The organism is Delftia acidovorans NBRC 14950, from assembly GCF_001598795.1.
GTDB classification, from domain to species: domain Bacteria; phylum Pseudomonadota; class Gammaproteobacteria; order Burkholderiales; family Burkholderiaceae_C; genus Comamonas; species Comamonas acidovorans.
In genome coordinates, this window is the sequence record NZ_BCZP01000003.1 from 268,295 (window position 1) to 289,006 (window position 20,712).

Below are 20,712 nucleotides of genomic sequence, written 5' to 3' on the forward strand. Positions count from 1 at the left end.
GCAATGCCGCGTGACGGGGCCGCGACACTCGGCACCAACTCAGTGTTTACGAGCATCCGTCCCCACCCAAAGCTGTGCTGGGTGGCGCGCCGCAACCGGCGACGCAGGCGACGCTTGCAACTCAGGCCGCGCGGGCCTGGCCCAGCGCCTGCACCTGGGCCAGCTGGTCCAGGGCCGCCAGGCAGGCATGGGCCACCTCAACGCCCTTCTTCACGAAGTGGGCGCGGAAAAACTCCACATGGTCGCCGTGCTCGTGGAAGTCGCGCGGCGTGAGCACGGCGGAGAACACCGGCACCTCGGTGTCGAGCTGCACGCGCATCAGCCCGTCGATCACGGCCGAGGACACGAACTCATGGCGGTAGATGCCGCCATTGACCACCAGAGCGCAGGCGATGATGGCGTCGAAGCGGCCAGTGTCGGCCAGCTTCTTGGCCAGCAGCGGGATCTCGAAGGCGCCGGGCACATTGAAGTGGCTGATGTTCTGCGCGGCCACGCCCTGGGCCTGCAGCTCGGCCGCCATGGAGTCGCGCGCCTGGTGCACGACATCGGTATGCCAGCTCGCGCAGATGACGGCCACGCGGCTGCGGCCCGCGACGGCCCTCCACGGCGTGCCCGAGGCCGTGCCGTGTGCGGAGAAATTCAAGGAGACAGGAGTCTGATTCATGGTGCTCTTTCAAGATGAGACAAATGAATCAGGGCGCGCGCCATGGCGCCGCATGGCGCGGCGCAGCCCATGGGACAACCATGGGCATGGCGCCTGCCATGCAGGTGCTGCGCGATCTCTTTCATCCGGACTGTGACCGTCGGCTCTGGCATCTCACCAGATCTGCTGACCCCGGCCGGCCTTGCGGCTTGCCGGGCGCTCGCGGGCTCCTGGACACATGCCGAAAGACAGATCCAGATACCGCCGGTGGGGAATTTCGCCCCGCCCTGAGAACGCTGCTTTGCGGCGCACGGACTGCGCACCGCCAAAGACAGAGGCCATTCTAGCCGCGCCCGCAAGCCATTGCCGCGACCGGGGCGGCAGGCGCGCTTGCGCACCACGCCTGCGCAATTCATCTGGCAACACCTACAGAATATGGGCGAATTGCTATCAAAATAGAAGCTCCGCTGTCGCCCTTGTTGCCTTGCAAGGACGACCCAGGTCAACCAATACGGCCTGTCAAACGTCATAGGAAGAGATCCAGACAGGAAACACGCCTTTGCCCGGACCCCATACCATGCCCCGTTCCAACGCCCCCACCACGCAGCCACACCAGCAGCGTGACCTGCGCCCCCTGCGCATGCTGCGCCTGCTGGCCGGCCTTGGCCTCGCCGCCCTGGTCACCGCCTGCGCCGTGCCGCCCGATGGCTACTCGGACATGGGCTCCGGCTACCCCAGCTATCCCAGCTATCCGACCTACCCCAGCTACCCCTCTGGCGGCGGCGTCATCTACCCCTCCTATCCCACGCAGCCCGCCTATCCCGACAACGGCTGGTACGAGCGCCAGCGCCTGCAGCGCGAGCGCGATCGCCTGCAGTACGAGCGCGAGCGCATTCAGCAGGAGCGCAACCGCGACGCCTGGCGCGACCGCCAGGAGCGCGAGCGTGAAATGCGCGAGCGCGACCGGGACCGGGACCGCCAGGCACAGGACCGCGACCGCCAGTTGCGCGAGCGCATGCAGGAGCAGCAGCGCCGCGAAGCCGAGCGCCAGCAGCGGGACCGCGAGCGCGATCAGGGCCAGCAGCAACGCGATCGTGAACGCCAGCAACGCGACCGGGAACAGCAGCAGCGTGACCGCGAGCAGCAGCAACGCGCCATCGAGCGCATGCAGCGCGAAAGCCAGGGCGGCGGCAACCCCTACCCCACGCAGGATCCGCGCCACTGGCGTTGAACGGCTGACCAGCGGCATGTCCAGCCCCCTGCGCTGCGCACCATAATCGGCAATGCACCACATCCCTGTGCCGCTTGTGATGGGAAAGGAAACCGCCATGCACCGCACCCAAGACCTTTGCCAGCGCCGGGCGCTGGCGGCGCTTGTACCGATGCTTGCAACGCTGGTGATGGCACTCACCGCAGGCGCGGCCTCGGCCCAGGTCATCCGCTGCACGGACGCCAAGACCGGCCGCGTCACCTACACCAACAGCAGTTGCAAGGACGGCGAAAACCGCGTGCAGGTGCAGGAAGCCCCCAGCCCCGAAGAGCTGGAACGCGAGCGCGCGCAGTCCGCCGCCGCCATAGAGCGCAAGAACCAGCAACTGACCCGCGAAGAGGCCGAGCGCCGCGCACGCGCCCAGCAGCAGGAGCGCGAGGCGCGCAGCCGGCGCGAGCGCGAGAACTCGGCCCAGCGCGACAGCGGCGACTCCCCTGCCTGCCAGCAGGCGCGCCGCCGTCTGGACACCATCCTGGCCGAGTCCAACCCCGATCCCGCCACCTGGGGCCCGCGCAGCCAGGCCGCCCAGCAGCAAATGGAAATGGCCTGCCTGGGCCCCAAGGCCTATGAGCAGCTGCAGCAATCGCGCGCACTGCAGCCCAATGCCATCAACCGGCCGTGGATCGTCGGGCGCCCCGTGCCGCCGCAGCCGCTGCCGCCTTCGGCGCCCATCTCGCACTGCAATGTGTTCCGCTGCTACGACACCAACGGCGGCATCCATCCGCGCTGATTCACGCGCGCAGGCCCTGCTCCACGGTGGGGTAGCGCAGGCGCAGGCCCAGCTCGGCCTTCAGGCGCTGGTTGCGCAGGCGGCGTGACTCCCCCATGAAGCTCAGCAGGCTGGCCGGCAGTTCGCGCTGTGCCTGCTCGCGCGTGATGCGCGCGGGGCGCGGCAGGCCGTAGAGATCGGCCGCAAAGTCGAAATAGTCCCCCATGCGCAGCTGCGTATCGTCGCTGGCGTGGTAGATGCGCTGCGGCCGGCCGCGCCACAGCGCCCGCACGCAGGCGCGGGCCAGGTCGTCGGCATGGATGTGGTTGGTGTAGACATCCTCTGCGGCGCACAGCAGGGGCGTGCCGCGCAGCAGGCGCCCGCGCGGCGTGCCGTTTTCCCGGTCCGGCGCATAGATGCCCGGGATGCGCAAAATGCTGGCGCGCAGGCCGCCGCGCCCGGCAAAGCGCACGGCACGCTCGGCGTTCACGCGGCGCTGGGCACGCGCCGTGGCCGGTGCGGGCGGGCGGCTTTCGTCGATCCAGGCGCCCTCGCAGTTGCCATAGACGCCGGAGGTCGAGCCATAGACCAGGCTCGCCGGCCGGCCGCGACGGCGCAGCACGCGCAGCAGGGCCGTGGTGCGCGGGTCCAGCCACCAGCCCTCTTCGCCAGCGGGCGGATTGGGCGGCGGCGCCAGGTGGACGACGCGCGTGGCCAGGCCGGCCAGACGGCGCAGCGTGGCTGGTGCGTCCAGATCGCCCAGCAGCGGCGTGATGCCGCGCCCGCGCAGATCCTGCAGGCGCTCGGCGCCACGCGTCAGGGCAAGCACGCGCGGGCCCCGTCGTGCGGCACCGGAGCGCGCGCCGGGCGCGCCCGCCAATGCACCAGCCACGCGCAGCCCCACGTCGCCGCAGCCGACGATGAGCACGCGTTCGCGTCGAAAGCGCGCCGGCAGCGCGCCCAATGGGTTTTGGTTTGAGGGCAAAATCCTGGCCTGTTGCGAGGGCGGCCACCCGCGCGCCGCCGGTCGCGGCAGCGGCATGTCCGTCCGGGAAAGAAGATCGCCGGCGCGCTCCACGCGCCCGCCAGCGCCCCCGAGGATACCGAGAACATGACCGAGATAGCCAACGCTTCCCACGAAATCACCGTACAGCCCAGCGGCCGCGCCTTCGCCACGCAGGGCAGCGAGACCATCCTGGCCGCCGCCATCCGCTCCGGCGTGGGCCTGCCCTATGGCTGCAAGGACGGTGCCTGCGGTTCCTGCAAGTGCAAGAAGCTCAGTGGCGATGTCACCCATGGTCCGCATGCCGACAAGGCGCTGACCGCCCAGGAAGAGGCCGACGGCTATGTGCTCACCTGCTGCGCCAGGCCAGCCACCTCGGTGGTGCTGGAGTCCCGCCAGGTCACCGATGCCAGCGCCTTTCCCATCAAGAAAATGCCCGTGCGCGTGGCCACGCTGGAGAAGAAGTCGCACGACGTGATGCAGGTGCGCCTGCAACTGCCCGCCGCAGACAAGTTCCGCTACCACGCAGGCCAGTACGTGGAGTTCATCCTGCGCGACGGCGCCCGCCGCGCCTACTCCATGGCCACGGCCCCCCACGTGCAGGACACGGCGCCGGGGCTGGAGCTGCACATCCGCCACATGCCGGGCGGCAAGTTCACCGACCATGTGTTCGGCGCCATGAAGGAAAAGGAAATCCTGCGCGTGGAAGGCCCGTTCGGCAGCTTCTTCCTGCGCGAGGACAGCGACAAGCCCGTCATCCTGCTGGCCTCGGGCACGGGCTTCGCGCCCATCAAGGCGCTGCTGGAGCACATCCGCCACAAGGACATCCACCGCTCCGTCACCCTGTATTGGGGCGGCCGCCGCCCCGAAGACCTCTACATGGATGCCTGGGTGCGCGAACAGGCCCAAGCCATGCCGCAGCTGTGCTACGTGCCCGTGGTCTCGGATGCCCTGCCCGAAGACGCCTGGACCGGCCGCACGGGCTTCGTGCACCAGGCCGTGCTGGACGATTTTGCCGACCTCTCGGGCCACCAGGTCTATGCCTGCGGCGCGCCCATCGTGGTCGATTCCGCGCACCAGGCCTATGTGCACCAGCGTGGCCTGCCCGACGAAGAGTTCTACGCCGACGCATTCACCACGGAAGCCGACAAGGCAGCCTGAAGCCAGGGCAGATCAATCAATACGCAGAAAAACTGCTCTGCATACCTGCGCGCAGCCAGGTGTCGCAATTTTTTTGCACAATAGCGCCCCTATGAACCGTAGAAACAGCCTTCTCTCGGTCATGGCGGCCGCTGCTGCCCTGGCCTCCCCGCTTGCCCTGGCGCAAGAGCCCATCCGCCTGATCGTGCCCTATGCGCCCGGCGGTCCGCTGGACATCACCTCGCGCGCGCTGGCCGAGCGGGTGCGTGATTCCCTGGGAGTGGTGATCATCGACAACAAGGCTGGCGCCGGCGGCAACATCGGCGCCGACGCCATTGCCCGTGCCACGCCGGACGGCATGACCATCGGCTTGGCCGCCACGGCCACCCATGCCGTCAATCCCTGGCTGTACGCCAAGATGCCCTATGACGCGGGCAAGGACTTCGCCGGCATCACCCAGATGGTGCGCGTGCCCAATGTGCTGGTGATGAACGCGGCCCGTGCCGAGCAGCTCAAGATCCACAGCGTGGCCGACCTGATCGCCTACGCCAAGGCCAACCCCGGCAAGCTCAACTACGGCAGCGGCGGCAACGGCAGCGCGGGCCACCTGGCCGGCGAAATGCTCAAGCAAAAGGCCGGCATCTTCGCCCTTCACGTGCCCTACCGCGGCGCCAACCCGGCCCAGCTGGCCCTGCTGTCGGGCGAGGTGGACTTCAACATCGACAACCTGGCTGCCGCGGCGCCCAACATCCGCTCGGGCAAGCTCAAGGCGCTGGCCGTGACCACGCTGAACCCCACCACGCTGCTGCCCGGCGTGCCCGCACTGTCCAAGACCTTCCCCGGCTTTGCCATCGACACTTGGTGGGGCCTGGTGGCCCCGGCCGGCACGCCCAAGCCCGTGCTGGACAAGCTGAGTAAGGCCTTTGGCGATGCACTGGCCGCGCCCGAGACCAAGACCCGCTTCGAGACCCTGATGGCCGAGCCCGTGTCCTCCACACCCGCCGAATTCGACAGGTTCATGGCCGCCGAGCGTGCCAAGTACCAGCCCATCGTCAAGGCCTCCGGAGCGAAGGTGGACTGAGCCGATCCACCACGTCCCGCCTGGCAAAAAGCCGCAGCCGCCCTCAGGGCGCTGCGGCTTTTTCATTCAGGCCACTTTCGGGATTCAGGCTTGTCGGAGATGCCAGCCAGGCTTGTGCGCCACGCGGATGCCCTGCCCCGCCACGGCCTGCAGTTGCGCGGGCGTGACGCGCTCAGGCGCGATCTCGGCCAGCGGCACCAGCACGAAGGCGCGCTCGTGCATGCGCGGGTGCGGCACGCTCAGGCGCGGCAGCGCAATGCGCTCGTCGTCCCACAGTTCGATGTCCAGGTCCAGCGTGCGCGGCGCGTTGCGGTAGGGACGCTCGCGGCCGGCCGCCAGCTCGATGGCCTGCAGCGCATCGAGCAGCGCCAGCGGCTGCAGCGTGGTGTGCACGGCGGCCACGGCGTTCAAGTAGTCCGGGCCGCTGGAATCGACGGGTGCCGTGCTGTAGAGGGAGGACACGGCCACAAGGCGCGTGCCCGGCAGGCCGCCAATGGCCTGCAGCGCCTGGGCCAGCGCCTGGCCCCGGTCGCCCAGATTGGCGCCCAGGCCAATGGCGACCCAGTGCCCCGGCTCAGTCATCCCCGCCCACGGCGCCATCACCACCGCCCTGTGGCTTGCGGCGACGGCGGCGGCGCTTCTTGGGCGCTGACCCTTCCTCACCCTCCACCTGGGGCAAGGCGGCGGCAGGTGCGTCGGCCTGCTGCGCTTCGCCAGCGCCGGCGTCCTCGCGCGCAGGGCGGGCCTTGGCCACGCGGTGCACCTTGGGCTCGGCGCTGCGCTGGCGGGCGCGCTGCTCGTCGCGGGCCTGGGCGATCAGGTCGTCGCGGCGCGCGTCGTCGGCGTTCTGGAATTCCTGCCACCAGCTGGCCAGGCTTTCATCGACCTCGCCGATGTCGGCGCGCAGGCGCATGAAGTCGAAGCCCGCGCGAAAGCGCGGCTGGGCCACCAGGCTGAATGGCGTGGCGCCCGTGCGCTTGTCAAAGCGCGGCTGCATGACCCAGATCTCGCGCATGTCGGCGGCCAGCTTGCCGCGGCCCGACACATCGCCGATGCGCTGGTCGAACACTTCGTCGATGGATTCCTGCAGCGCGGGGAAGGGGTGCTGGCGCTGGTTCAGGCGGCGCTCCCAGCCGGTCTTGACGTCATGCCACAGCACGCAGGCCAGCAGGAAGCTGGGCGCCACGGGCTTGCCTTCCTCGACACGGCGGTCGGTATCGGTCAGCGCGGCGCGCACAAAGGGCTGCTCCGCGCGCTCGACCACCACATCCAGCAGCGAGTAGATGCCGCGTGCCAGGCCCAGGCCGCGCAACTGCTCCACCGAGGCCAGCGCGTGGCCGGTCTGCAGCAGCTTGAGCATTTCATCGAACAGGCGGCTTTGCGGCACATCGGCCAGCAGCGGCTCGCACTCCACCAGGGGCTTGGCGGTCTTGGGCTCGATCTTGAAGCCCTTGCCTGCCAGCTTGGCCGCGAAGCGCACGGCGCGGATGATGCGCACCGGGTCTTCGCGGTAGCGCGTGGCCGGGTCGCCGATCATGCGCAGCATGCGCTTCTTGGCGTCGTCGATGCCCTTGTGATAGTCCACCACGATCTGCGTGCGCGGGTCGTAGTACATGGCGTTGATGGTGAAGTCGCGGCGCGTGGCGTCCTGGTCCTGCGGGCCCCAGACGTTGTCGCGCAGCACGCGGCCGCTGGCGTCCACCGCATGGTGCATGCCGGCGAGCTGGGCCTTGCTGGTGCGCTCGTTGCCGCTCACGGCCTCGGCCGCGCTGTTGTCCAGGAAGGCGCGGAAGGTGGAGACTTCGATGACCTCGTTCTCGCGCCCGCGGCCATAGACCACGTGCACGATGCGAAAGCGCTTGCCGATGATGAAGGCGCGGCGGAACAGGCCCTTGACCTGCTCGGGCGTGGCATTGGTGGCCACGTCGAAGTCCTTGGGGCGCAGGCCCAGCAGCAGGTCGCGCACGGCGCCGCCGACGATGTAGGCCTCGTAGCCCGCGTCCTGCAGCGTCTCGACCACGTCGATGGCACGCCGGTCCACCAGGTTGGGGTCGATGCCGTGCACCTGCACGGGCACTTCCTGGCGCTTGCCGAAGGGGGACTTGCGGGCGCGGGGGGCAGCCGAGGTCTTGCCCAGCAGCTTGTCGATGATGTTCTTGATCATGGTGCTTCGCCAAACAGGTCCAGAATGCGCCAGCCACGTTCCTGGGCCAGGGCGCGCAGCCGTGCGTCGGGGTTGGTGGCCACAGGGTGGTCCACGCGTTCGAGCAGGGGCACGTCGTTCCAGGAGTCGCTGTAGAAGAAGCTCTCCACGCCGCCCCAGTCCAGGCCACGCGCATCCAGCCACTGCTGCATGCGCTGGACCTTGCCGTCGCGCATGCTGGGCGTTCCACGGATCTCGCCCGTGAACCAGCCCTGGGCGTCGCGCTCCAGTTCCACGGCAATCAGCTCCTGCACGCCCAGTGCGGCGGCAATGGGGCGCGTCACGAACTCGTTGGTGGCCGTGACGATGATGATCTGGTCGCCCGCCTGCTGGTGCGTGCGCAGCAGCTCCAGTGCCTGGGGACGGATCGCGGGGGTGATCACCTCGCGCATGAAGCGCTCATGCGCCTCGCCGGCCTGTTGCGCGCCACGGCCGCAGAAGGCCTCGGTGGCAAAGCGCACATAGTCGTGCACGTCGAGCGTGCCGGCCTGGTAGTGCGCGAAGAACTCGGCGTTGCGGCGGCCGAACTCGGCCGGATCGGTCCAGCCGATGCGCGTCGTGAACTCGCCCCACTCGTAGTCCGAATCGAGCGGCAGCAGCGTATGGTCCAGGTCGAACAACGCCAGCCGGGGCCGGAGTTGCTTCTGATCAGAGGTCATGCATATCCTAAAAAAATGGGTCCCGCGCTGCCCTTGCAACGCAGGCTCCGCCGGCTCCCGCAGTCCCTGCCCACACGAGAATGTGGGCTCATTCGGTTTCCAGCATCGTCTTGAGCAACGGGATGGTGATGGCGCGCTTGTTGCGAAGCGCAAAGCCGTCGAGCATGTCGAGCAGCTGCATCAGGCTGCCCAGGTCGCGTGAGAAGCGCTTGAGCATGTAGTCCATCACATCGTCGCCCAGAAAAACGCCACGGGCATCGGCCTCCTGGCGCAGCACCGCGCGGCGCGCGGTTTCATCGAGCAGTTGCAGCTGGAACACATGGCCCCAGCCCAGCCGCGTGCGCAGATCCTCGCGCAGCTTGAGGTCGGCCGGCGGCAGGGGGCCGGCTCCCAGCACCCAGCGCGGCGAGCCCGTGGCCGGGCTCGTCGCATTCACGAACCAGTTGAAGGCACGCGCCTGCTGCAGCGGAGTGTAGATGTCCACGTCGTCCATCAGCACCGCCGCCCAGCGCTCGTCGAACGGCGGCGGGAACAGGGTGGATGCATCCATCCAGCCCACCATGGCGCCCTGCTCGCGCAGCGCCTCGCGCACGGCCTTGAGCAGGTGGGTCTTGCCCGAGCCCGACTCGCCCCAAAGATAGGTGGGCACCGGCGTGCGGGCGGTCTGCATGCGGCCGTCGCCCACCCAGTGGCGCAGATGATCGATCACTGCGGCATTGGGACCGACGAAAAAGCGCGACAGCGTCGGACTCGACGCCATGCTGATATCCAGAGCCAGCTGCTTCATCTGCGACATACGCGCAGCGCCCCCTTTCCTGTGTCCAGGCGGGTCCATGCGGCAAAAGCAGGCAGAGGAATCGGCAACGGCATTGGGTTGAGAGCAAAGACAGGCCCGCCTCGGCGCAGCGCTGCGGCAAGGCGGACAACGCCCGGGAGCTCCCGGGCGGACGAGGGATTTTAGTCTGCGCGGCGCCCGGCACGGCGGCAGCCGGCCCGCATGTGCAACGAAAGCCCCCTCGAAGCCCACTGGCGCGCGCGCCTGCCGGCGGCCAGCGCCGTAGAATCCCGGGGTTCCAGCCCGGCATCGGGCCTACCGCACCGTACCCATCCATGAGCTCTTCTGCCCCCTCCTCTACCCCGATTTCCTACAAAGACGCCGGCGTCGACATCGTCGCTGGCGATGCGCTGGTCGAGCGCATCAAGCCGCTGGCCAAGAAGACCATGCGCGAAGGCGTGATGGCCGGCATCGGAGGCTTCGGCGCGCTGTTCGAGGTGCCCAAACGCTACAAGGAGCCCGTGCTGGTCTCGGGCACCGATGGCGTGGGCACCAAGCTCAAGCTGGCCTTCGAGTGGAACATGCACGACACCGTGGGCATCGACCTGGTGGCCATGAGCGTCAACGACGTGCTGGTCCAGGGCGCCGAGCCCCTGTTCTTCCTCGACTATTTCGCCTGCGGCAAGCTGGACGTGGACACGGCCGCTGCCGTGGTCGGCGGCATTGCACGCGGCTGCGAGCTGTCGGGCTGCGCACTGATCGGCGGTGAAACCGCCGAAATGCCCGGCATGTACCCGGCCGGTGAATACGACCTGGCGGGCTTTGCCGTCGGCGCCGTCGAAAAATCCAAGATCCTCACGGGCCAGAGCGTGGCCGCAGGCGACGTGGTGCTGGGTCTGGCCTCGGCCGGCGTGCACTCCAATGGCTTTTCCCTGGTGCGCAAGTGCATCGAGCGCGCCGAAGCCCAGGGCAGCCTGCCCGAATCGCTGGACGGCAAGCCGTTCAAGCAAGCCATCATGGAACCCACGCGCCTGTACGTGAAGAACGTGCTGGCGGCGCTGGAGCAGCACCCCATCAAGGCGCTGGCCCACATCACCGGCGGCGGCCTGCTGGAGAACATCCCCCGCGTGCTGCCCGAGGGCCTGGCCGCCCACCTGGATGCCGGCAGCTGGCCCCAGACCGAGCTGTTCGCCTGGCTGCAGAAGACGGCCGGCATCGACGCCGTGGAAATGAACCGCACCTTCAACAACGGCATCGGCATGGTCGTTGTCGTGCCTGCAGAGGCTGCCGAAGCCACGGCCGCCACGCTCAAGCAGCTGGGCGAGACGGTCTACACCATCGGACGCATCGCCGCACGCGGCGAGGGCGAGCCTGTCGAGGTCCGCTGACCACGGGCCCGCAGCGAATGACCCAGCACCTGCCCTCGCCCATCATCTCCCCGCAGCCCGCGCCCACGCGCGGCGTGACGCTTTCCAGCTATGTGCTGATGGCAGGCGCCCTGCTGCTGATCATGTGGCAGGGCCTTTTGCCGGGCATGCTCTGTGTCTGCGTGGGCTTTCTGGTCACGCGCGCCCTTGCCGGGCTGCTGGCACGGGCCCAGCCCAAGGCCCGGCGCGGCTCGCTGCCGCGCTGGACCCAATTGGTGGCAGCCACCATCGTCATTCTTGCGCCGCTGGCCCTGCTGAGCGGCGCGCTCTCGCATACACGCACCTACATCACCGACGCGCCGCAGCAGTACCGCGAACTGCTCGACTATCTGGCCCACACGGTGCTGGAGCTGCGTGACAAGCTGCCCGCCGACATGGCCGACCAGTTGCCGGACGGCGCGCAGGAAATCCAGCACCTGCTGGCCAGCTACCTGGCAGCCAAGGCCGGTGCCCTGGCCCATGCGGGCCGCGCCTGGCTTACCGGCCTGCTGTACGCCTATGTGGGCCTGATCATCGGCGCGCTGGCCGCCGTGCGCCCCATCACCACGCGCCGCCCGCCCCTGGTGGCTGCGCTGCGCGAACGCATCCGGCTCATGGGGCTGGCCTTCCGCCAGATCGTGGCGGCGCAGTTCTGGATTGCAGCCTTCAACACCTTCCTGACGGCCATCTTCCTGCTGGGCGTGCTGCCGCACTGGAACCTGACCCTGCCCTACACGCCAGCCCTGATCACGCTGACATTCATCGCGGGCCTGGTGCCCATCGTGGGCAACCTGCTGTGCAATGCGGTGATCACCATCGTGGGGCTGTCGGTCTCCCCGGTAGCCGCCGCGGCCTGCCTGGGCTTTCTGATCCTGATCCACAAGGCCGAGTACGTGATCAACGCCAAGGTGGTGGGCCAGCGCACGCACATGGGCGTGTGGGAGCTGCTGGCCGTGATGTTCGTGGCCGAGTCGGTGTTCGGCCCCGCAGGCCTGGTGGCGGCGCCGCTGTTCTACGCCTATCTCAAGAAAGAGCTGGAAGCCGTCCGGCTGGTCTGAGCAGCGCTCCGACCCTGGGGGTTGCCGCCGCTACAGCCCCCTGAGCCGCCGGATCACCTCGCGCACGGCCACGGCCTGCGCGCCCTGCTGGGAATGCAGGAAGCGCTCCAGGTCTTCGAGCGCACGCTCGGTCACTCCCCATTGCGCATAGGCCAGCCCCCGGTCACGGAAGATTTCCGGCATGTCGGGCCGCAGCACGGCCAGCCGGTTGAGCACGGCCACCAGCAGCGGCCAGTCGCGACGCGCATGGTGGATCTCCTGCAGATTGCGCAGCATGCGCTCCAGGATGTCGCGCGGCGATGCGCCCTGCAGGTACATGCCCAGCGGAGCCGCCTCCTCGGCGGACAGGCCAGCGTTCTGCCAGAAGGGCTCCAGCCGCTCGGCCAGGCTGTTGGCCGAGAAGGATTCACCGCTCAGCGGGTCCATCACCACCTGCCCCTGGGGCAGGCGCAGCTTGACCAGGAAATGCCCGGGAAAGCTCACGCCCTGTGCCGGCAGATCGATGGCCGCAGCCAGCTCCAGCCAGATCAGCGCCACACTGATGGGAATGCCGCGCCGCGTCTGCAGCACGTGGTGGATGTAGCTGTTGGACGGGTCGTAGTAATCGTTGAGATTGCCGCCAAAGCCCAGCTCGCCATAGAAGAACTGGTTGAGCACGCGCAGGCGCTGCAGGGAATCGGTTTCGCCGGCCAGGCGCTGGAGCAGGCGCACCTGCAGCCGGTCCAGCTCGGCGCTGGCCGCCTGCAGGTCGAGATCGGGCACGGCATCCTGGGCGATGCTGATTGCCGCCTCCATCAACGGCAGGTGGTCATCGCTTTGCACCAGCGCTGCAAAGTATTGCAGGGCCGTTGGCGTGTCTTCGTAACTCCAGCTCATGATGCTTTGTATATTGCAGCGCCCAAGCCTGCAATTATGCGGGTTTGGGCGATGCCTCTCAGCGCCGCAGCAGTGCGCGCAGCTTGAGCCCCGCCGCCCACAGCGCACCGAAGTACAGCAGCACCGAGGCGGCCATCAGCGCGGCGAGCAGGCCCACACGCTGCCAGCCGTTGGCGCGCAGCGCGATCCAGTCGAAATGCTGGCTGCCCCAGGTCAGCAGCACGGCCAGCAGGCTGCTGGCCGCGACCACCTGCAAGCCCAGCCGACCCCAGCCCGGCTTGGGACGGTAGACACCCCGGCGCAGCAGACCCCAAAGCAGCCAGCCCGCATTGACCAGGGCCGCCAGGCCGATGGACAACGCCAGGCCGGTATGCGCCATGAAGGGCACCAGGACCAGGTTGAGCAGTTGGGTGATGACCAGCACCACGATGGCGATCTTGACGGGCGTGCGTATGTCCTGGCTGGCGTAGTAGCCCGGCGCCAGCACCTTGATGGCCACCAGGCCCACCAGGCCTGCGCCGTAGCCGACCAGCGCCAGGGCGATCTGGCCCACGTCGCTGTCCTGCAGCGCACCGCGGTGGAACAGCGTGGCCACCAGCGGCTCGGCAAAAGTGAGCAGGCCCACGGCGCACGGCACGGACAGCAGCACCACCAGGCGCAGCCCCCAGTCCAGCATGGCCGAGTAGCGCTCCGAGTCGTCGGCCGCCTTGGCAGCGGCCAGCTGGGGGGTGAGCACCACGCCCAGCGCCACGCCCAGCAGCGCCGTCGGAAACTCCATGAGCCGGTCGGCATAGAACAGCCAGGTCACGCTGCCCGGTTGCAGATAGGAGGCGATCTGGGTGTTGATCATCAGCGAGACCTGGGCCACGCCCACGCCCAGCAGGGCCGGCGCCATCAGCTTGAGGATGCGGCGCACGCCGGCCTCGGCCCAGGCTTCGCGCAGCGCAGCTGGCGAAAAGCCGATGCGCGGCAGCAGGCCCAGGCGCGCCAGCGCAGGCAGTTGCACTGCCAGCTGCAGCACGCCGCCCAGCATCACGCCACCGGCCATGGCATAGATGGGCTCGATGCCGCGCGCCTGCAGCCAGGGCGCGCCCCAGAAGGCGGCGGCGATCATGGCCAGGTTCAGCAGCACCGGCGTGGCGGCCGAGACGGCAAAGCGCCGCCAGGTATTGAGCACACCGGCCGACAGCGCCACCAGCGACATGAAGCCGATGTAGGGGAACATCCAGCGTGTCATCAGCACGGCGGCGTCATAGCCCTCGGGCGACTGGCGCAGGCCGCTGGCCAGCAGCCAGACCAGCAGCGGCGCACCGACCACGCCCAGCACGCAGGTCACCAGCAGCACCCAGAACAGCAGCGTGGCCACGTGCGAGATCAGCGTGCGCGTGGCCTCGTCCCCCTCCTTGGCCTTGCTGGCGGCCAGCACCGGCACGAAGGCCTGGCTGAAGGCCCCCTCGGCGAACAGCCGCCGAAAGAGATTGGGAATCCTGAAGGCGACATTGAACGCATCGGTCAGCGCATTGGCTCCGAACATGGAGGCCATGAGCAGATCGCGCACCAGCCCGGTGATACGGGAGGCCAGCGTCAGCAGGGAAACGGTGGAGGCGGCTTTGAACAGTGACACCGTGGGGAGTGTATGCGCTGGCATGCCCCGCCGGCCGGCGCTCCAGGCGGGCCTGGCCGCTCTTGCACTCCGTTGCAACAGGCCGGCCCGTGCGGCCTGGGCCCTCAAGGCCGTGTCCGGGCTGCGTGCTATAATCCCGCGCTTCGCCGACAACATCCTCAGACACTAGGAATACATATCATGGCATCCAAGCCCGCAAAGAAGAACCCCCGTCTCGCCTCCGGCCGCAAGCGCGTCCGCCAGGACACCAAGCTCAACGCAGCCAACACCTCGCTGCGTTCCAAGTACCGCACCGCCGTCAAGAAGGTCGAAAAGGCCGTTCTGACTGGCGACAAGGCCAAGGCAACCGAACTGTTTGCCGCAGCCCAATCCGTTCTGGACACGATCGCCGACAAGGGCATCTTCCACAAGAACAAGGCCGCTCGCGACAAGAGCCGCCTGTCCGCCAAGGTCAAGGCCCTGGCCGCCGCCTAATCCAATTAGGCAACCGCACGGATGGCTCCGGCCATCTGCCGTTTGTAACGGGTGCGCTGTCAGCGAACGAAAAAACCGCCTTCGGGCGGTTTTTTTGTGCCTGAACGATGCTCCTGCATCCACAGGATCCACCAAAAAAACCCCACCCTCCGGAGCACAGGCGAAAAAAAACGCACCCCAGGCGCGCTTCACATCGGACGGGAACGACCCGCAAAAAAAAGAAGCCGGCCTCAGCGGGCCGGCTCGTCCGGCATCAGGCAGGCCTCAGCAACCTGCAGGTTGTTGTCCTTGGCGAAGTTCAGGCAGAAATCCCAGGCCATGGGCTCGTAGTCGCGCAGGTCGCGGTGCACGACCACGCACTTGACGCCATTGAGCGTTGTGGGAACACACCAGGGCGAGTAGCTCAGGTGGCTGCCGCGCTGGGCACCACCGGGGCGAAACTGGCTCATGACGCCTGCCAGCCGCTCAGCCCAGTCGCTGGGCCGGAAAGTCTTGCCTTCATGGGTGATGCCCTGGATGAACAGTTCTTTGCTGGAGGGAGAGACCATCAGGATGCACGCCAAAATACGACTTGCGCAACAAGGAACAACACAGGCGACCTGCCAAGGGGCACGGCGCCCTGCCACGTCCTGTTTGCGCAAGTCCTTCAAAAAAGTCAGAGCCCACAGGCAGGATCGCTGCCAGCAGGCCAAGCCGGCATTTTATCTCTTATATAAGAGCTGAGGCCTTGTTGCAGCGCACTACCCAAGTGTGGCGTAGGCTCATTGCATGGCTGTGATGCGCAAACCGCAACGGTAGGCCATCGCGCGGCCCCTAGAATCGGGCTTCGCTGTTTTTCAGGCATCTGCGGCGGCAACGCCCGGATGCCGTTTACTTTCCAGCTCAGGAGATTTTTGCAATGACCGCTTTCATTGAGGCTGCCTCGCCCCACGTGATGAACACCTATGGCCGCGTACCGATCGCTCTGGAGCGAGGCCAGGGCTGCCGCGTGTGGGACGTCAACGGCAAGCAGTACCTCGATGCGCTGGGCGGCATTGCAGTGAACACGCTGGGCCACAACCACCCCAAGCTGGTGCCTGCGCTGCAGGACCAGGTGGCCAAGCTCATCCACACCTCCAACTACTACCACGTGCCCGGCCAGGAAACGCTGGCCAAGCTGCTGACCGAGCGCGCGAAGATGACCAATGTCTTCTTCTGCAGCACGGGCCTGGAGGCCAACGAGGCCGCCATCAAGATCGCGCGCAAGTACGGCGTGGACAAGGGCATCGCCAAGCCGGTGATCGTGGTCTACGAGCATGCCTTCCACGGCCGCTCCATCGCCACCATGACGGCCACGGGCAACCCCAAGGTGCGCGACGGCTTCGGCCCCCTGCTCGACGGCTTCCTGCGCGTGCCGGTGAACGACTACGAGGCGCTCCAGAAGGCCACGGCCGGCAACCCCGACGTGGTGGCCGTGATGATGGAGCCCATCCAGGGCGAAGGCGGCCTGCACCCCATGCGCATCGAGTACATGCAGCAGGTGCGCGCACTGTGCGATGCCAACGGCTGGCTGATGATGTTCGACGAAGTCCAGGCCGGCATGGGCCGCACGGGCAAGTGGTTCGCCCACCAGTGGGCCGGCATCATCCCCGACGTGATGACCCTGGCCAAGGGCCTGGGCTCGGGCGTGCCCATCGGCGCCGTCGTGGCCCATGGCAAGGCGGCCACCGTGCTGCAGCCGGGCAATCATGGCTCCACCTTCGGCGGCAATCCGCTGGCCATGCGTGCGGGCATCGAAACCATCCGCATCATGGAAGAGGACGGCCTGCTGGCCCACACCACCAAGGTGGGCGACCACCTGAAGGCCACGCTGCAAAAGGAACTGGCCGACGTCAAGGGCGTGGTCGATGTGCGCGGCCAGGGCCTGATCATCGGCATCGAGCTGAACAAGCCCTGCGGCGCCCTGCTGGGCCGTGGCGCCGAAGCCGGCCTGCTGTTCAGCGTGACCGCCGACACCGTGGTGCGCCTGGTGCCGCCGCTGATCATGACCGAGGCCGAAGCCGACGAAGTGGTCGCCAAGCTCAAGCCCCTGATCGTGCAATTCCTGTCCGAATGAGTACCTGCCTATGACTGCCATCAAGCACTATCTGCAGTTTTCCGACTTCACGGCCGACGAGTACGCCTATGTGCTCGAACGCGCGGCCCTGATCAAGAAGAAGTTCAAGGGCTACGAAAAGCACCACACGCTCAGCGACCGCACGCTGGCCATGATCTTCGAGAAGGCCAGCACGCGCACCCGCGTGAGCTTCGAGGCGGGCATGTACCAGCTCGGCGGCTCGGTGGTCCACCTGACCACGGGCGACAGCCAGCTGGGCCGCGCCGAGCCCATCGAGGACAGCGCACGCGTCATCAGCCGCATGACCGACCTGGTGATGATCCGCACCTATGGCCAGGACAAGATCGTGCGCTTTGCCGAATACTCGCGCGTTCCCGTCATCAACGGCCTGACCAACGAGTTCCACCCCTGCCAGATCCTGGCCGACATCTTCACCTTCATCGAGCACCGCGGCTCGATCCAGGGCAAGACCGTCGCCTGGGTCGGCGACGGCAACAACATGGCCAACACCTGGCTGCAGGCGGCCGACCTGCTGGGCTTCACCGTCCACGTCAGCACGCCGGGCGGCTACGAGGTGGACGAGAAGCTGGCCTTTGGCGGCAAGACCCCGCGCGAGGGCTGCTACAAGGTCTTCAAGGACCCGCTGGACGCCTGCAAGGGCGCCGACCTGGTGACCACCGACGTGTGGACCAGCATGGGCTACGAGGCCGAGAACGAAGCCCGCAAGAAGGCCTTTGCCGACTGGTGCGTGGACGCCGAAATGATGGCCGCCGCACGTGGCGATGCCCTGTTCATGCACTGCCTGCCCGCCCACCGCGGCGAGGAAGTGGAGGCCGAGGTCATCGACGGGCCGCAGTCCGTGGTCTGGGATGAGGCGGAGAACCGGATGCATGTGCAGAAAGCTCTGATGGAGTACCTGCTGCTGGGCCGCCAGCCGAACTGACAACGCAGTCCGCTCAAAAAAGAATGCCTGCAGGCTTTGCGCCTGCAGGCATTCTTTTTTCCCGGCGGAAGTTCGGGCTGTGGCCTTACGGTCCCCGCTTGTCCGGTGCGCAACTGTCCCCGCCGCAGGCACTGCAGCCGCCACAGCCGCCCCCATCCTTGGGCGCCAGTGCCGGATGCATCTGCCCGGCCTTCTGGCGCCAGCGCGCGGGCAGATAGCGCCAGACCAGAGACATGCCGGCCAGGGCCACGATCAGCCCTACGATGATGTTCTGCCACATGGTGCTTGTTCCTTTCAGCCCGCGCCCAATGCGATGGCCACGCGGTAGGTGATGAAGCTGGCAAGGTAGGCCAGCGCGAACAGATAGCCGGTCATCAGCAGCGGATAGCGCCAGCCGTTGGTCTCGCGCCGCACGGCGGCCAGCGTGGAGATGCACTGGGGCGCGAACACGAACCAGGCCAGCAGCGACAGCGCCGTGGCCATAGACCAGGTGTGGGCGATCAGCGGGCCCAGTTGCTCGGCCATGGCCTCGTCGCTGGCGGCGGACAGGGCATAGACCGTGCCCATGGCGCTGACGGCCACCTCGCGCGCGGCCATGCCCGGCACCAGGGCGATGGCGATCTGCCAGTTGAAGCCGATCGGCGCCAGCACCACCTCCAGCCAGCCGCCGATGCGGCCTGCAAAGCTGTAGCGGATGGCCGCCTCGGTGACGCCATCGGGCGGCGCCGGGTAGCTGGCCAGGAACCACAGCACGATGCTCACGGTCAGGATGATGCCGCCCACGCGGCGCAGGAAGATCATGGCGCGCTCGTACAGGCCCAGGGCCAGGCTGCGCGGGCTGGGCCAGCGGTAGGAGGGCAGTTCCATCAGCAGCGGCGTGGGTCCGGCGCTGCGGCCGGCCAACTTGGCCACGCCGGCCACGGCCATGGCGCTGACGATGCCGGCCACGTACAGCGCGAACAGCACCAGGCCCTGCTGGTTGAAGATGCCGCCCACCGTACGCTCGGGGATGAAGGCGCTGATCAGCAGCGCATAGACCGGCAGGCGCGCCGAGCAGGTCATCAGCGGCGCGATCATGATCGTCACCAGGCGGTCGCGCCAGCTGGTGATGGAGCGCGTGGCCATGATGCCGGGCACGGCGCAGGCGAAGCTGGACAGCAGCGGAATGAAGGAGCGGCCCGACAGGCCGACCTTGCCCATGATGCGGTCCAGCATGAAGGCGGCACGCGGCAGGTAACCCGAGTCCTCCAGCGCAAGGATGAACAGGAACAGGATCAGGATCTGCGGCAGGAAGACCAGCACGGCGCCCGTGCCCGCGATCACGCCATCGGCCAGCAGGCTGCGCAGCGCGCCTTCGGGCATGTGCTCGTTGACCAGGGCCGAGACGGCCGAGACGCCGCCCTCGATGCCGTCCATCAGCGGCTGCGCCCAGCTGAACACGGCCTGGAACATCAGGAACAGCGTGGCCGCCAGCAGCAGCATGCCCCACAGCGGGTGCAGCACCACGGCGTCGATGCGGTCATCGCGCCGGGTGTCCACCACGGGTTCCTTGACGCAGTCGGCCATGATGCGGGCCACCTGCTGGTGCAGGGCCAGCACCTGCTCGCGCGCATCGCCCGGGCGGGCCGGGGCCTGCAGCTGCGGCGCGACCAGGACACGTGCCTCGGGGCCGTCCAGCCATTGCAGCAGTTCGCGCGCGCCGTCCTGGCGCACGCCCACCGTGGACAGCACGGGCATGCCCAGGGCGCGTGACAGCGCCTCGCGGTCGATATCGATGCCCTGGCGCCTGGCCATGTCGCTCATGTTGAGCACCAGCAGCATGGGCAGGCCCAGGCGCTGGGCTTCCAGTACCAGGCGCAGGTTCAGGCGCAGATGGGTGGCGTCGGTGACGCAGACCAGCAGTTCGGGAGGCGCCTCGCGCGCGTGGCGGCCCGAGACGATGTCGCGCGTGATGCGTTCGTCCTCGCTGTGGGCGTGCAGGCTGTAGGTGCCCGGCAGGTCCAGCACGCGCACACGCCGGCCGCTGGCCGTGCTCAGCCAGCCTTCCTTGCGCTCCACGGTCACGCCCGCGTAGTTGGCCACCTTCTGGCGCGCGCCAGTCAGCAGGTTGAACAGAGCCGTCTTGCCGCAGTTGGGATTGCCCAGCAAGGCCAGGCGCAGTGCGGAATCACCACCGCCGCCGCCACCCTGGGCAGGCTGCAGCGGCTGGATGAGTTTGGGAGAGGACGACGCGCTCATGCCACCGCCTCCGGCGCCACCCGCACCAGGGCCGCCTCATGGCGGCGCAGTGCGAACGTGGCCTGGCCCACGCGCACGGCCAGCGGGTCGTCGCCCGGAAAGCCTGCGGCCAGGATGCGAACGGGCTCGCCCGGCAGGAAACCGATCTCCATGAGACGCAGCAGCAGTTCCTGCTCGGCCGTGTCGCGCGCCGCATGGAGCTCGACCACGCGCGCCGGAACCTGGCGCGGCAGCGCATCCAGGGTGATGGCCGCAGCGGTGGCCGGGCTGGGGGAATGGGGAGGCGCGGACAGCGCGGACGGAGCCGTGGCGTCCGTCCCGGGGTTCATCGAATGCATGGCGTGTTGTATCAACTGATTTTTATTCTCATTTTGATTTTGATCGAATCCCCGTGGGAAGCCCGCGCATGGTATCGGAGTAAGAGGCAGGGTCTTGCCAAAGGGCCGTCATGGTTTTTGGCGGGCTCCAGGCGCCCCGCACGCGTGCGCGCGACAATCGCGCTCCCACGATCCGCA

At 67.9% G+C, this 20,712-nt stretch carries 21 protein-coding genes and 1 riboswitch; of the genes, 9 read left to right on the forward strand and 12 right to left on the reverse strand.

Annotation, left to right across the window (positions count from 1 at the left end):
- Window positions 1–121 precede the first annotated feature (121 nt).
- Window positions 122–664, reverse strand: a complete 543-nt coding sequence (locus DA1_RS05605) for a 6,7-dimethyl-8-ribityllumazine synthase (protein WP_012204119.1) — start codon at window positions 662–664, stop codon at window positions 122–124.
- A gap of 109 nt (window positions 665–773) precedes the next feature.
- Window positions 774–942: riboswitch (FMN riboswitch) on the reverse strand.
- 278 nt (window positions 943–1,220) lie between these two features.
- On the opposite strand from DA1_RS05605, the gene DA1_RS05610 reads away from it, so the two are divergent.
- Window positions 1,221–1,874, forward strand: a complete 654-nt coding sequence (locus DA1_RS05610) for a hypothetical protein (protein ID WP_034391213.1) — start codon at window positions 1,221–1,223, stop codon at window positions 1,872–1,874.
- 97 nt (window positions 1,875–1,971) lie between these two features.
- Window positions 1,972–2,643 (forward strand): DUF4124 domain-containing protein, encoded by a 672-nt coding sequence (locus tag DA1_RS05615; RefSeq protein WP_034398279.1) that lies wholly within the window; start codon window positions 1,972–1,974, stop codon window positions 2,641–2,643.
- A 1-nt stretch (window position 2,644) separates the two neighbouring features.
- Here the strand turns inward: DA1_RS05615 and DA1_RS05620 are convergent, their stop codons facing one another.
- Complete coding sequence (locus DA1_RS05620) at window positions 2,645–3,664, reverse strand: SDR family oxidoreductase (protein WP_170962078.1); 1,020 nt, start codon at window positions 3,662–3,664, stop codon at window positions 2,645–2,647.
- Between the two features lie 69 nt (window positions 3,665–3,733).
- Between DA1_RS05620 and DA1_RS05625 the strand changes: the two genes are divergently transcribed.
- Together DA1_RS05625 and DA1_RS05630 are read left to right on the forward strand one after the other, a co-directional pair.
- Window positions 3,734–4,786: a CDP-6-deoxy-delta-3,4-glucoseen reductase gene (locus tag DA1_RS05625; protein ID WP_034391210.1), complete on the forward strand. Its 1,053-nt coding sequence runs from the start codon at window positions 3,734–3,736 to the stop codon at window positions 4,784–4,786.
- A gap of 91 nt (window positions 4,787–4,877) precedes the next feature.
- Window positions 4,878–5,846: a Bug family tripartite tricarboxylate transporter substrate binding protein gene (locus DA1_RS05630; RefSeq protein ID WP_034391207.1), complete on the forward strand. Its 969-nt coding sequence runs from the start codon at window positions 4,878–4,880 to the stop codon at window positions 5,844–5,846.
- An 84-nt stretch (window positions 5,847–5,930) separates the two neighbouring features.
- Here DA1_RS05630 and folK read toward each other — a convergent pair whose 3' ends face one another.
- From folK to hda, 4 genes are all read right to left on the reverse strand, one after another.
- Entirely contained in the window at window positions 5,931–6,446 is a 516-nt protein-coding gene (gene folK, locus DA1_RS05635; protein WP_034391204.1) for a 2-amino-4-hydroxy-6-hydroxymethyldihydropteridine diphosphokinase, read from the reverse strand.
- On the reverse strand, window positions 6,421–8,010 hold the full coding sequence (gene pcnB, locus DA1_RS05640; protein WP_012204111.1) for a polynucleotide adenylyltransferase PcnB: 1,590 nt from the start codon (window positions 8,008–8,010) through the stop codon (window positions 6,421–6,423). Before pcnB ends, folK begins: the two co-directional genes overlap by 26 nt.
- On the reverse strand, window positions 8,007–8,708 hold the full coding sequence (locus DA1_RS05645; RefSeq protein WP_012204110.1) for a histidinol-phosphatase: 702 nt from the start codon (window positions 8,706–8,708) through the stop codon (window positions 8,007–8,009). The genes pcnB and DA1_RS05645 overlap by 4 nt, the downstream gene beginning before the upstream one ends.
- A gap of 88 nt (window positions 8,709–8,796) precedes the next feature.
- Window positions 8,797–9,495, reverse strand: a complete 699-nt coding sequence (gene hda, locus DA1_RS05650) for a DnaA regulatory inactivator Hda (protein ID WP_026062235.1) — start codon at window positions 9,493–9,495, stop codon at window positions 8,797–8,799.
- A gap of 323 nt (window positions 9,496–9,818) precedes the next feature.
- Between hda and purM the strand changes: the two genes are divergently transcribed.
- Both purM and DA1_RS05660 read left to right on the forward strand, forming a co-directional pair.
- Window positions 9,819–10,871 carry a phosphoribosylformylglycinamidine cyclo-ligase gene (gene purM / locus DA1_RS05655; RefSeq protein WP_012204108.1) on the forward strand — a complete coding sequence of 351 codons (1,053 nt, stop codon included), beginning with the start codon at window positions 9,819–9,821 and terminating at the stop codon, window positions 10,869–10,871.
- Between the two features lie 17 nt (window positions 10,872–10,888).
- On the forward strand, window positions 10,889–11,947 hold the full coding sequence (locus DA1_RS05660; protein WP_012204107.1) for an AI-2E family transporter: 1,059 nt from the start codon (window positions 10,889–10,891) through the stop codon (window positions 11,945–11,947).
- Between the two features lie 30 nt (window positions 11,948–11,977).
- Here the strand turns inward: DA1_RS05660 and DA1_RS05665 are convergent, their stop codons facing one another.
- Both DA1_RS05665 and murJ read right to left on the reverse strand, forming a co-directional pair.
- Window positions 11,978–12,823 (reverse strand): SirB1 family protein, encoded by an 846-nt coding sequence (locus DA1_RS05665; RefSeq protein ID WP_013803659.1) that lies wholly within the window; start codon window positions 12,821–12,823, stop codon window positions 11,978–11,980.
- Between the two features lie 58 nt (window positions 12,824–12,881).
- A complete protein-coding gene (gene murJ / locus DA1_RS05670; RefSeq protein WP_034391199.1) occupies window positions 12,882–14,447 on the reverse strand; it encodes a murein biosynthesis integral membrane protein MurJ in 1,566 nt (521 codons plus the stop codon).
- Between the two features lie 180 nt (window positions 14,448–14,627).
- On the opposite strand from murJ, the gene rpsT reads away from it, so the two are divergent.
- The gene (gene rpsT / locus DA1_RS05675) at window positions 14,628–14,921 is read left to right on the forward strand and encodes a 30S ribosomal protein S20 (RefSeq protein WP_012204104.1); all 294 of its coding nucleotides are present in this window, start codon (window positions 14,628–14,630) and stop codon (window positions 14,919–14,921) included.
- Window positions 14,922–15,151: 230 nt separating this feature from the next.
- On the opposite strand, the gene DA1_RS05680 is transcribed toward rpsT, so the two are convergent.
- Window positions 15,152–15,469: a DUF3579 domain-containing protein gene (locus DA1_RS05680; protein WP_034391197.1), complete on the reverse strand. Its 318-nt coding sequence runs from the start codon at window positions 15,467–15,469 to the stop codon at window positions 15,152–15,154.
- A 350-nt stretch (window positions 15,470–15,819) separates the two neighbouring features.
- Between DA1_RS05680 and DA1_RS05685 the strand changes: the two genes are divergently transcribed.
- Both DA1_RS05685 and argF read left to right on the forward strand, forming a co-directional pair.
- Window positions 15,820–17,016 (forward strand): aspartate aminotransferase family protein, encoded by a 1,197-nt coding sequence (locus tag DA1_RS05685; protein WP_034391194.1) that lies wholly within the window; start codon window positions 15,820–15,822, stop codon window positions 17,014–17,016.
- A gap of 10 nt (window positions 17,017–17,026) precedes the next feature.
- On the forward strand, window positions 17,027–17,959 hold the full coding sequence (gene argF / locus DA1_RS05690) for an ornithine carbamoyltransferase (RefSeq protein WP_012204101.1): 933 nt from the start codon (window positions 17,027–17,029) through the stop codon (window positions 17,957–17,959).
- A gap of 85 nt (window positions 17,960–18,044) precedes the next feature.
- Here the strand turns inward: argF and DA1_RS05695 are convergent, their stop codons facing one another.
- The 3 genes from DA1_RS05695 to DA1_RS05705 are packed head-to-tail and all read right to left on the reverse strand — an operon-like array spanning window position 18,045 to window position 20,535.
- Window positions 18,045–18,239, reverse strand: coding sequence for a hypothetical protein (locus DA1_RS05695; protein ID WP_034391191.1), 195 nt, complete (start codon window positions 18,237–18,239; stop codon window positions 18,045–18,047).
- 14 nt (window positions 18,240–18,253) lie between these two features.
- The gene (feoB, locus tag DA1_RS05700) at window positions 18,254–20,197 is read right to left on the reverse strand and encodes a ferrous iron transporter B (protein ID WP_034391188.1); all 1,944 of its coding nucleotides are present in this window, start codon (window positions 20,195–20,197) and stop codon (window positions 18,254–18,256) included.
- Complete coding sequence (locus DA1_RS05705) at window positions 20,194–20,535, reverse strand: FeoA family protein (protein WP_012204098.1); 342 nt, start codon at window positions 20,533–20,535, stop codon at window positions 20,194–20,196. The genes feoB and DA1_RS05705 overlap by 4 nt, the downstream gene beginning before the upstream one ends.
- Window positions 20,536–20,712 lie beyond the last annotated feature (177 nt).

Coding starts and splice junctions, on each gene's coding strand:
- DA1_RS05605 (WP_012204119.1), bottom strand. CDS start 664: ATGAATCAGACTCCTGTCTCCTTGAATTTCTCCGCACACGGCACGGCC.
- DA1_RS05610 (WP_034391213.1), top strand. CDS start 1,221: ATGCCCCGTTCCAACGCCCCCACCACGCAGCCACACCAGCAGCGTGAC.
- DA1_RS05615 (WP_034398279.1), top strand. CDS start 1,972: ATGCACCGCACCCAAGACCTTTGCCAGCGCCGGGCGCTGGCGGCGCTT.
- DA1_RS05620 (WP_170962078.1), bottom strand. CDS start 3,664: ATGCCGCTGCCGCGACCGGCGGCGCGCGGGTGGCCGCCCTCGCAACAG.
- DA1_RS05625 (WP_034391210.1), top strand. CDS start 3,734: ATGACCGAGATAGCCAACGCTTCCCACGAAATCACCGTACAGCCCAGC.
- DA1_RS05630 (WP_034391207.1), top strand. CDS start 4,878: ATGAACCGTAGAAACAGCCTTCTCTCGGTCATGGCGGCCGCTGCTGCC.
- folK (WP_034391204.1), bottom strand. CDS start 6,446: ATGGCGCCGTGGGCGGGGATGACTGAGCCGGGGCACTGGGTCGCCATT.
- pcnB (WP_012204111.1), bottom strand. CDS start 8,010: ATGATCAAGAACATCATCGACAAGCTGCTGGGCAAGACCTCGGCTGCC.
- DA1_RS05645 (WP_012204110.1), bottom strand. CDS start 8,708: ATGACCTCTGATCAGAAGCAACTCCGGCCCCGGCTGGCGTTGTTCGAC.
- hda (WP_026062235.1), bottom strand. CDS start 9,495: ATGAAGCAGCTGGCTCTGGATATCAGCATGGCGTCGAGTCCGACGCTG.
- purM (WP_012204108.1), top strand. CDS start 9,819: ATGAGCTCTTCTGCCCCCTCCTCTACCCCGATTTCCTACAAAGACGCC.
- DA1_RS05660 (WP_012204107.1), top strand. CDS start 10,889: ATGACCCAGCACCTGCCCTCGCCCATCATCTCCCCGCAGCCCGCGCCC.
- DA1_RS05665 (WP_013803659.1), bottom strand. CDS start 12,823: ATGAGCTGGAGTTACGAAGACACGCCAACGGCCCTGCAATACTTTGCA.
- rpsT (WP_012204104.1), top strand. CDS start 14,628: ATGGCATCCAAGCCCGCAAAGAAGAACCCCCGTCTCGCCTCCGGCCGC.
- DA1_RS05680 (WP_034391197.1), bottom strand. CDS start 15,469: ATGGTCTCTCCCTCCAGCAAAGAACTGTTCATCCAGGGCATCACCCAT.
- DA1_RS05685 (WP_034391194.1), top strand. CDS start 15,820: ATGACCGCTTTCATTGAGGCTGCCTCGCCCCACGTGATGAACACCTAT.
- argF (WP_012204101.1), top strand. CDS start 17,027: ATGACTGCCATCAAGCACTATCTGCAGTTTTCCGACTTCACGGCCGAC.
- DA1_RS05695 (WP_034391191.1), bottom strand. CDS start 18,239: ATGTGGCAGAACATCATCGTAGGGCTGATCGTGGCCCTGGCCGGCATG.
- feoB (WP_034391188.1), bottom strand. CDS start 20,197: ATGAGCGCGTCGTCCTCTCCCAAACTCATCCAGCCGCTGCAGCCTGCC.
- DA1_RS05705 (WP_012204098.1), bottom strand. CDS start 20,535: ATGCATTCGATGAACCCCGGGACGGACGCCACGGCTCCGTCCGCGCTG.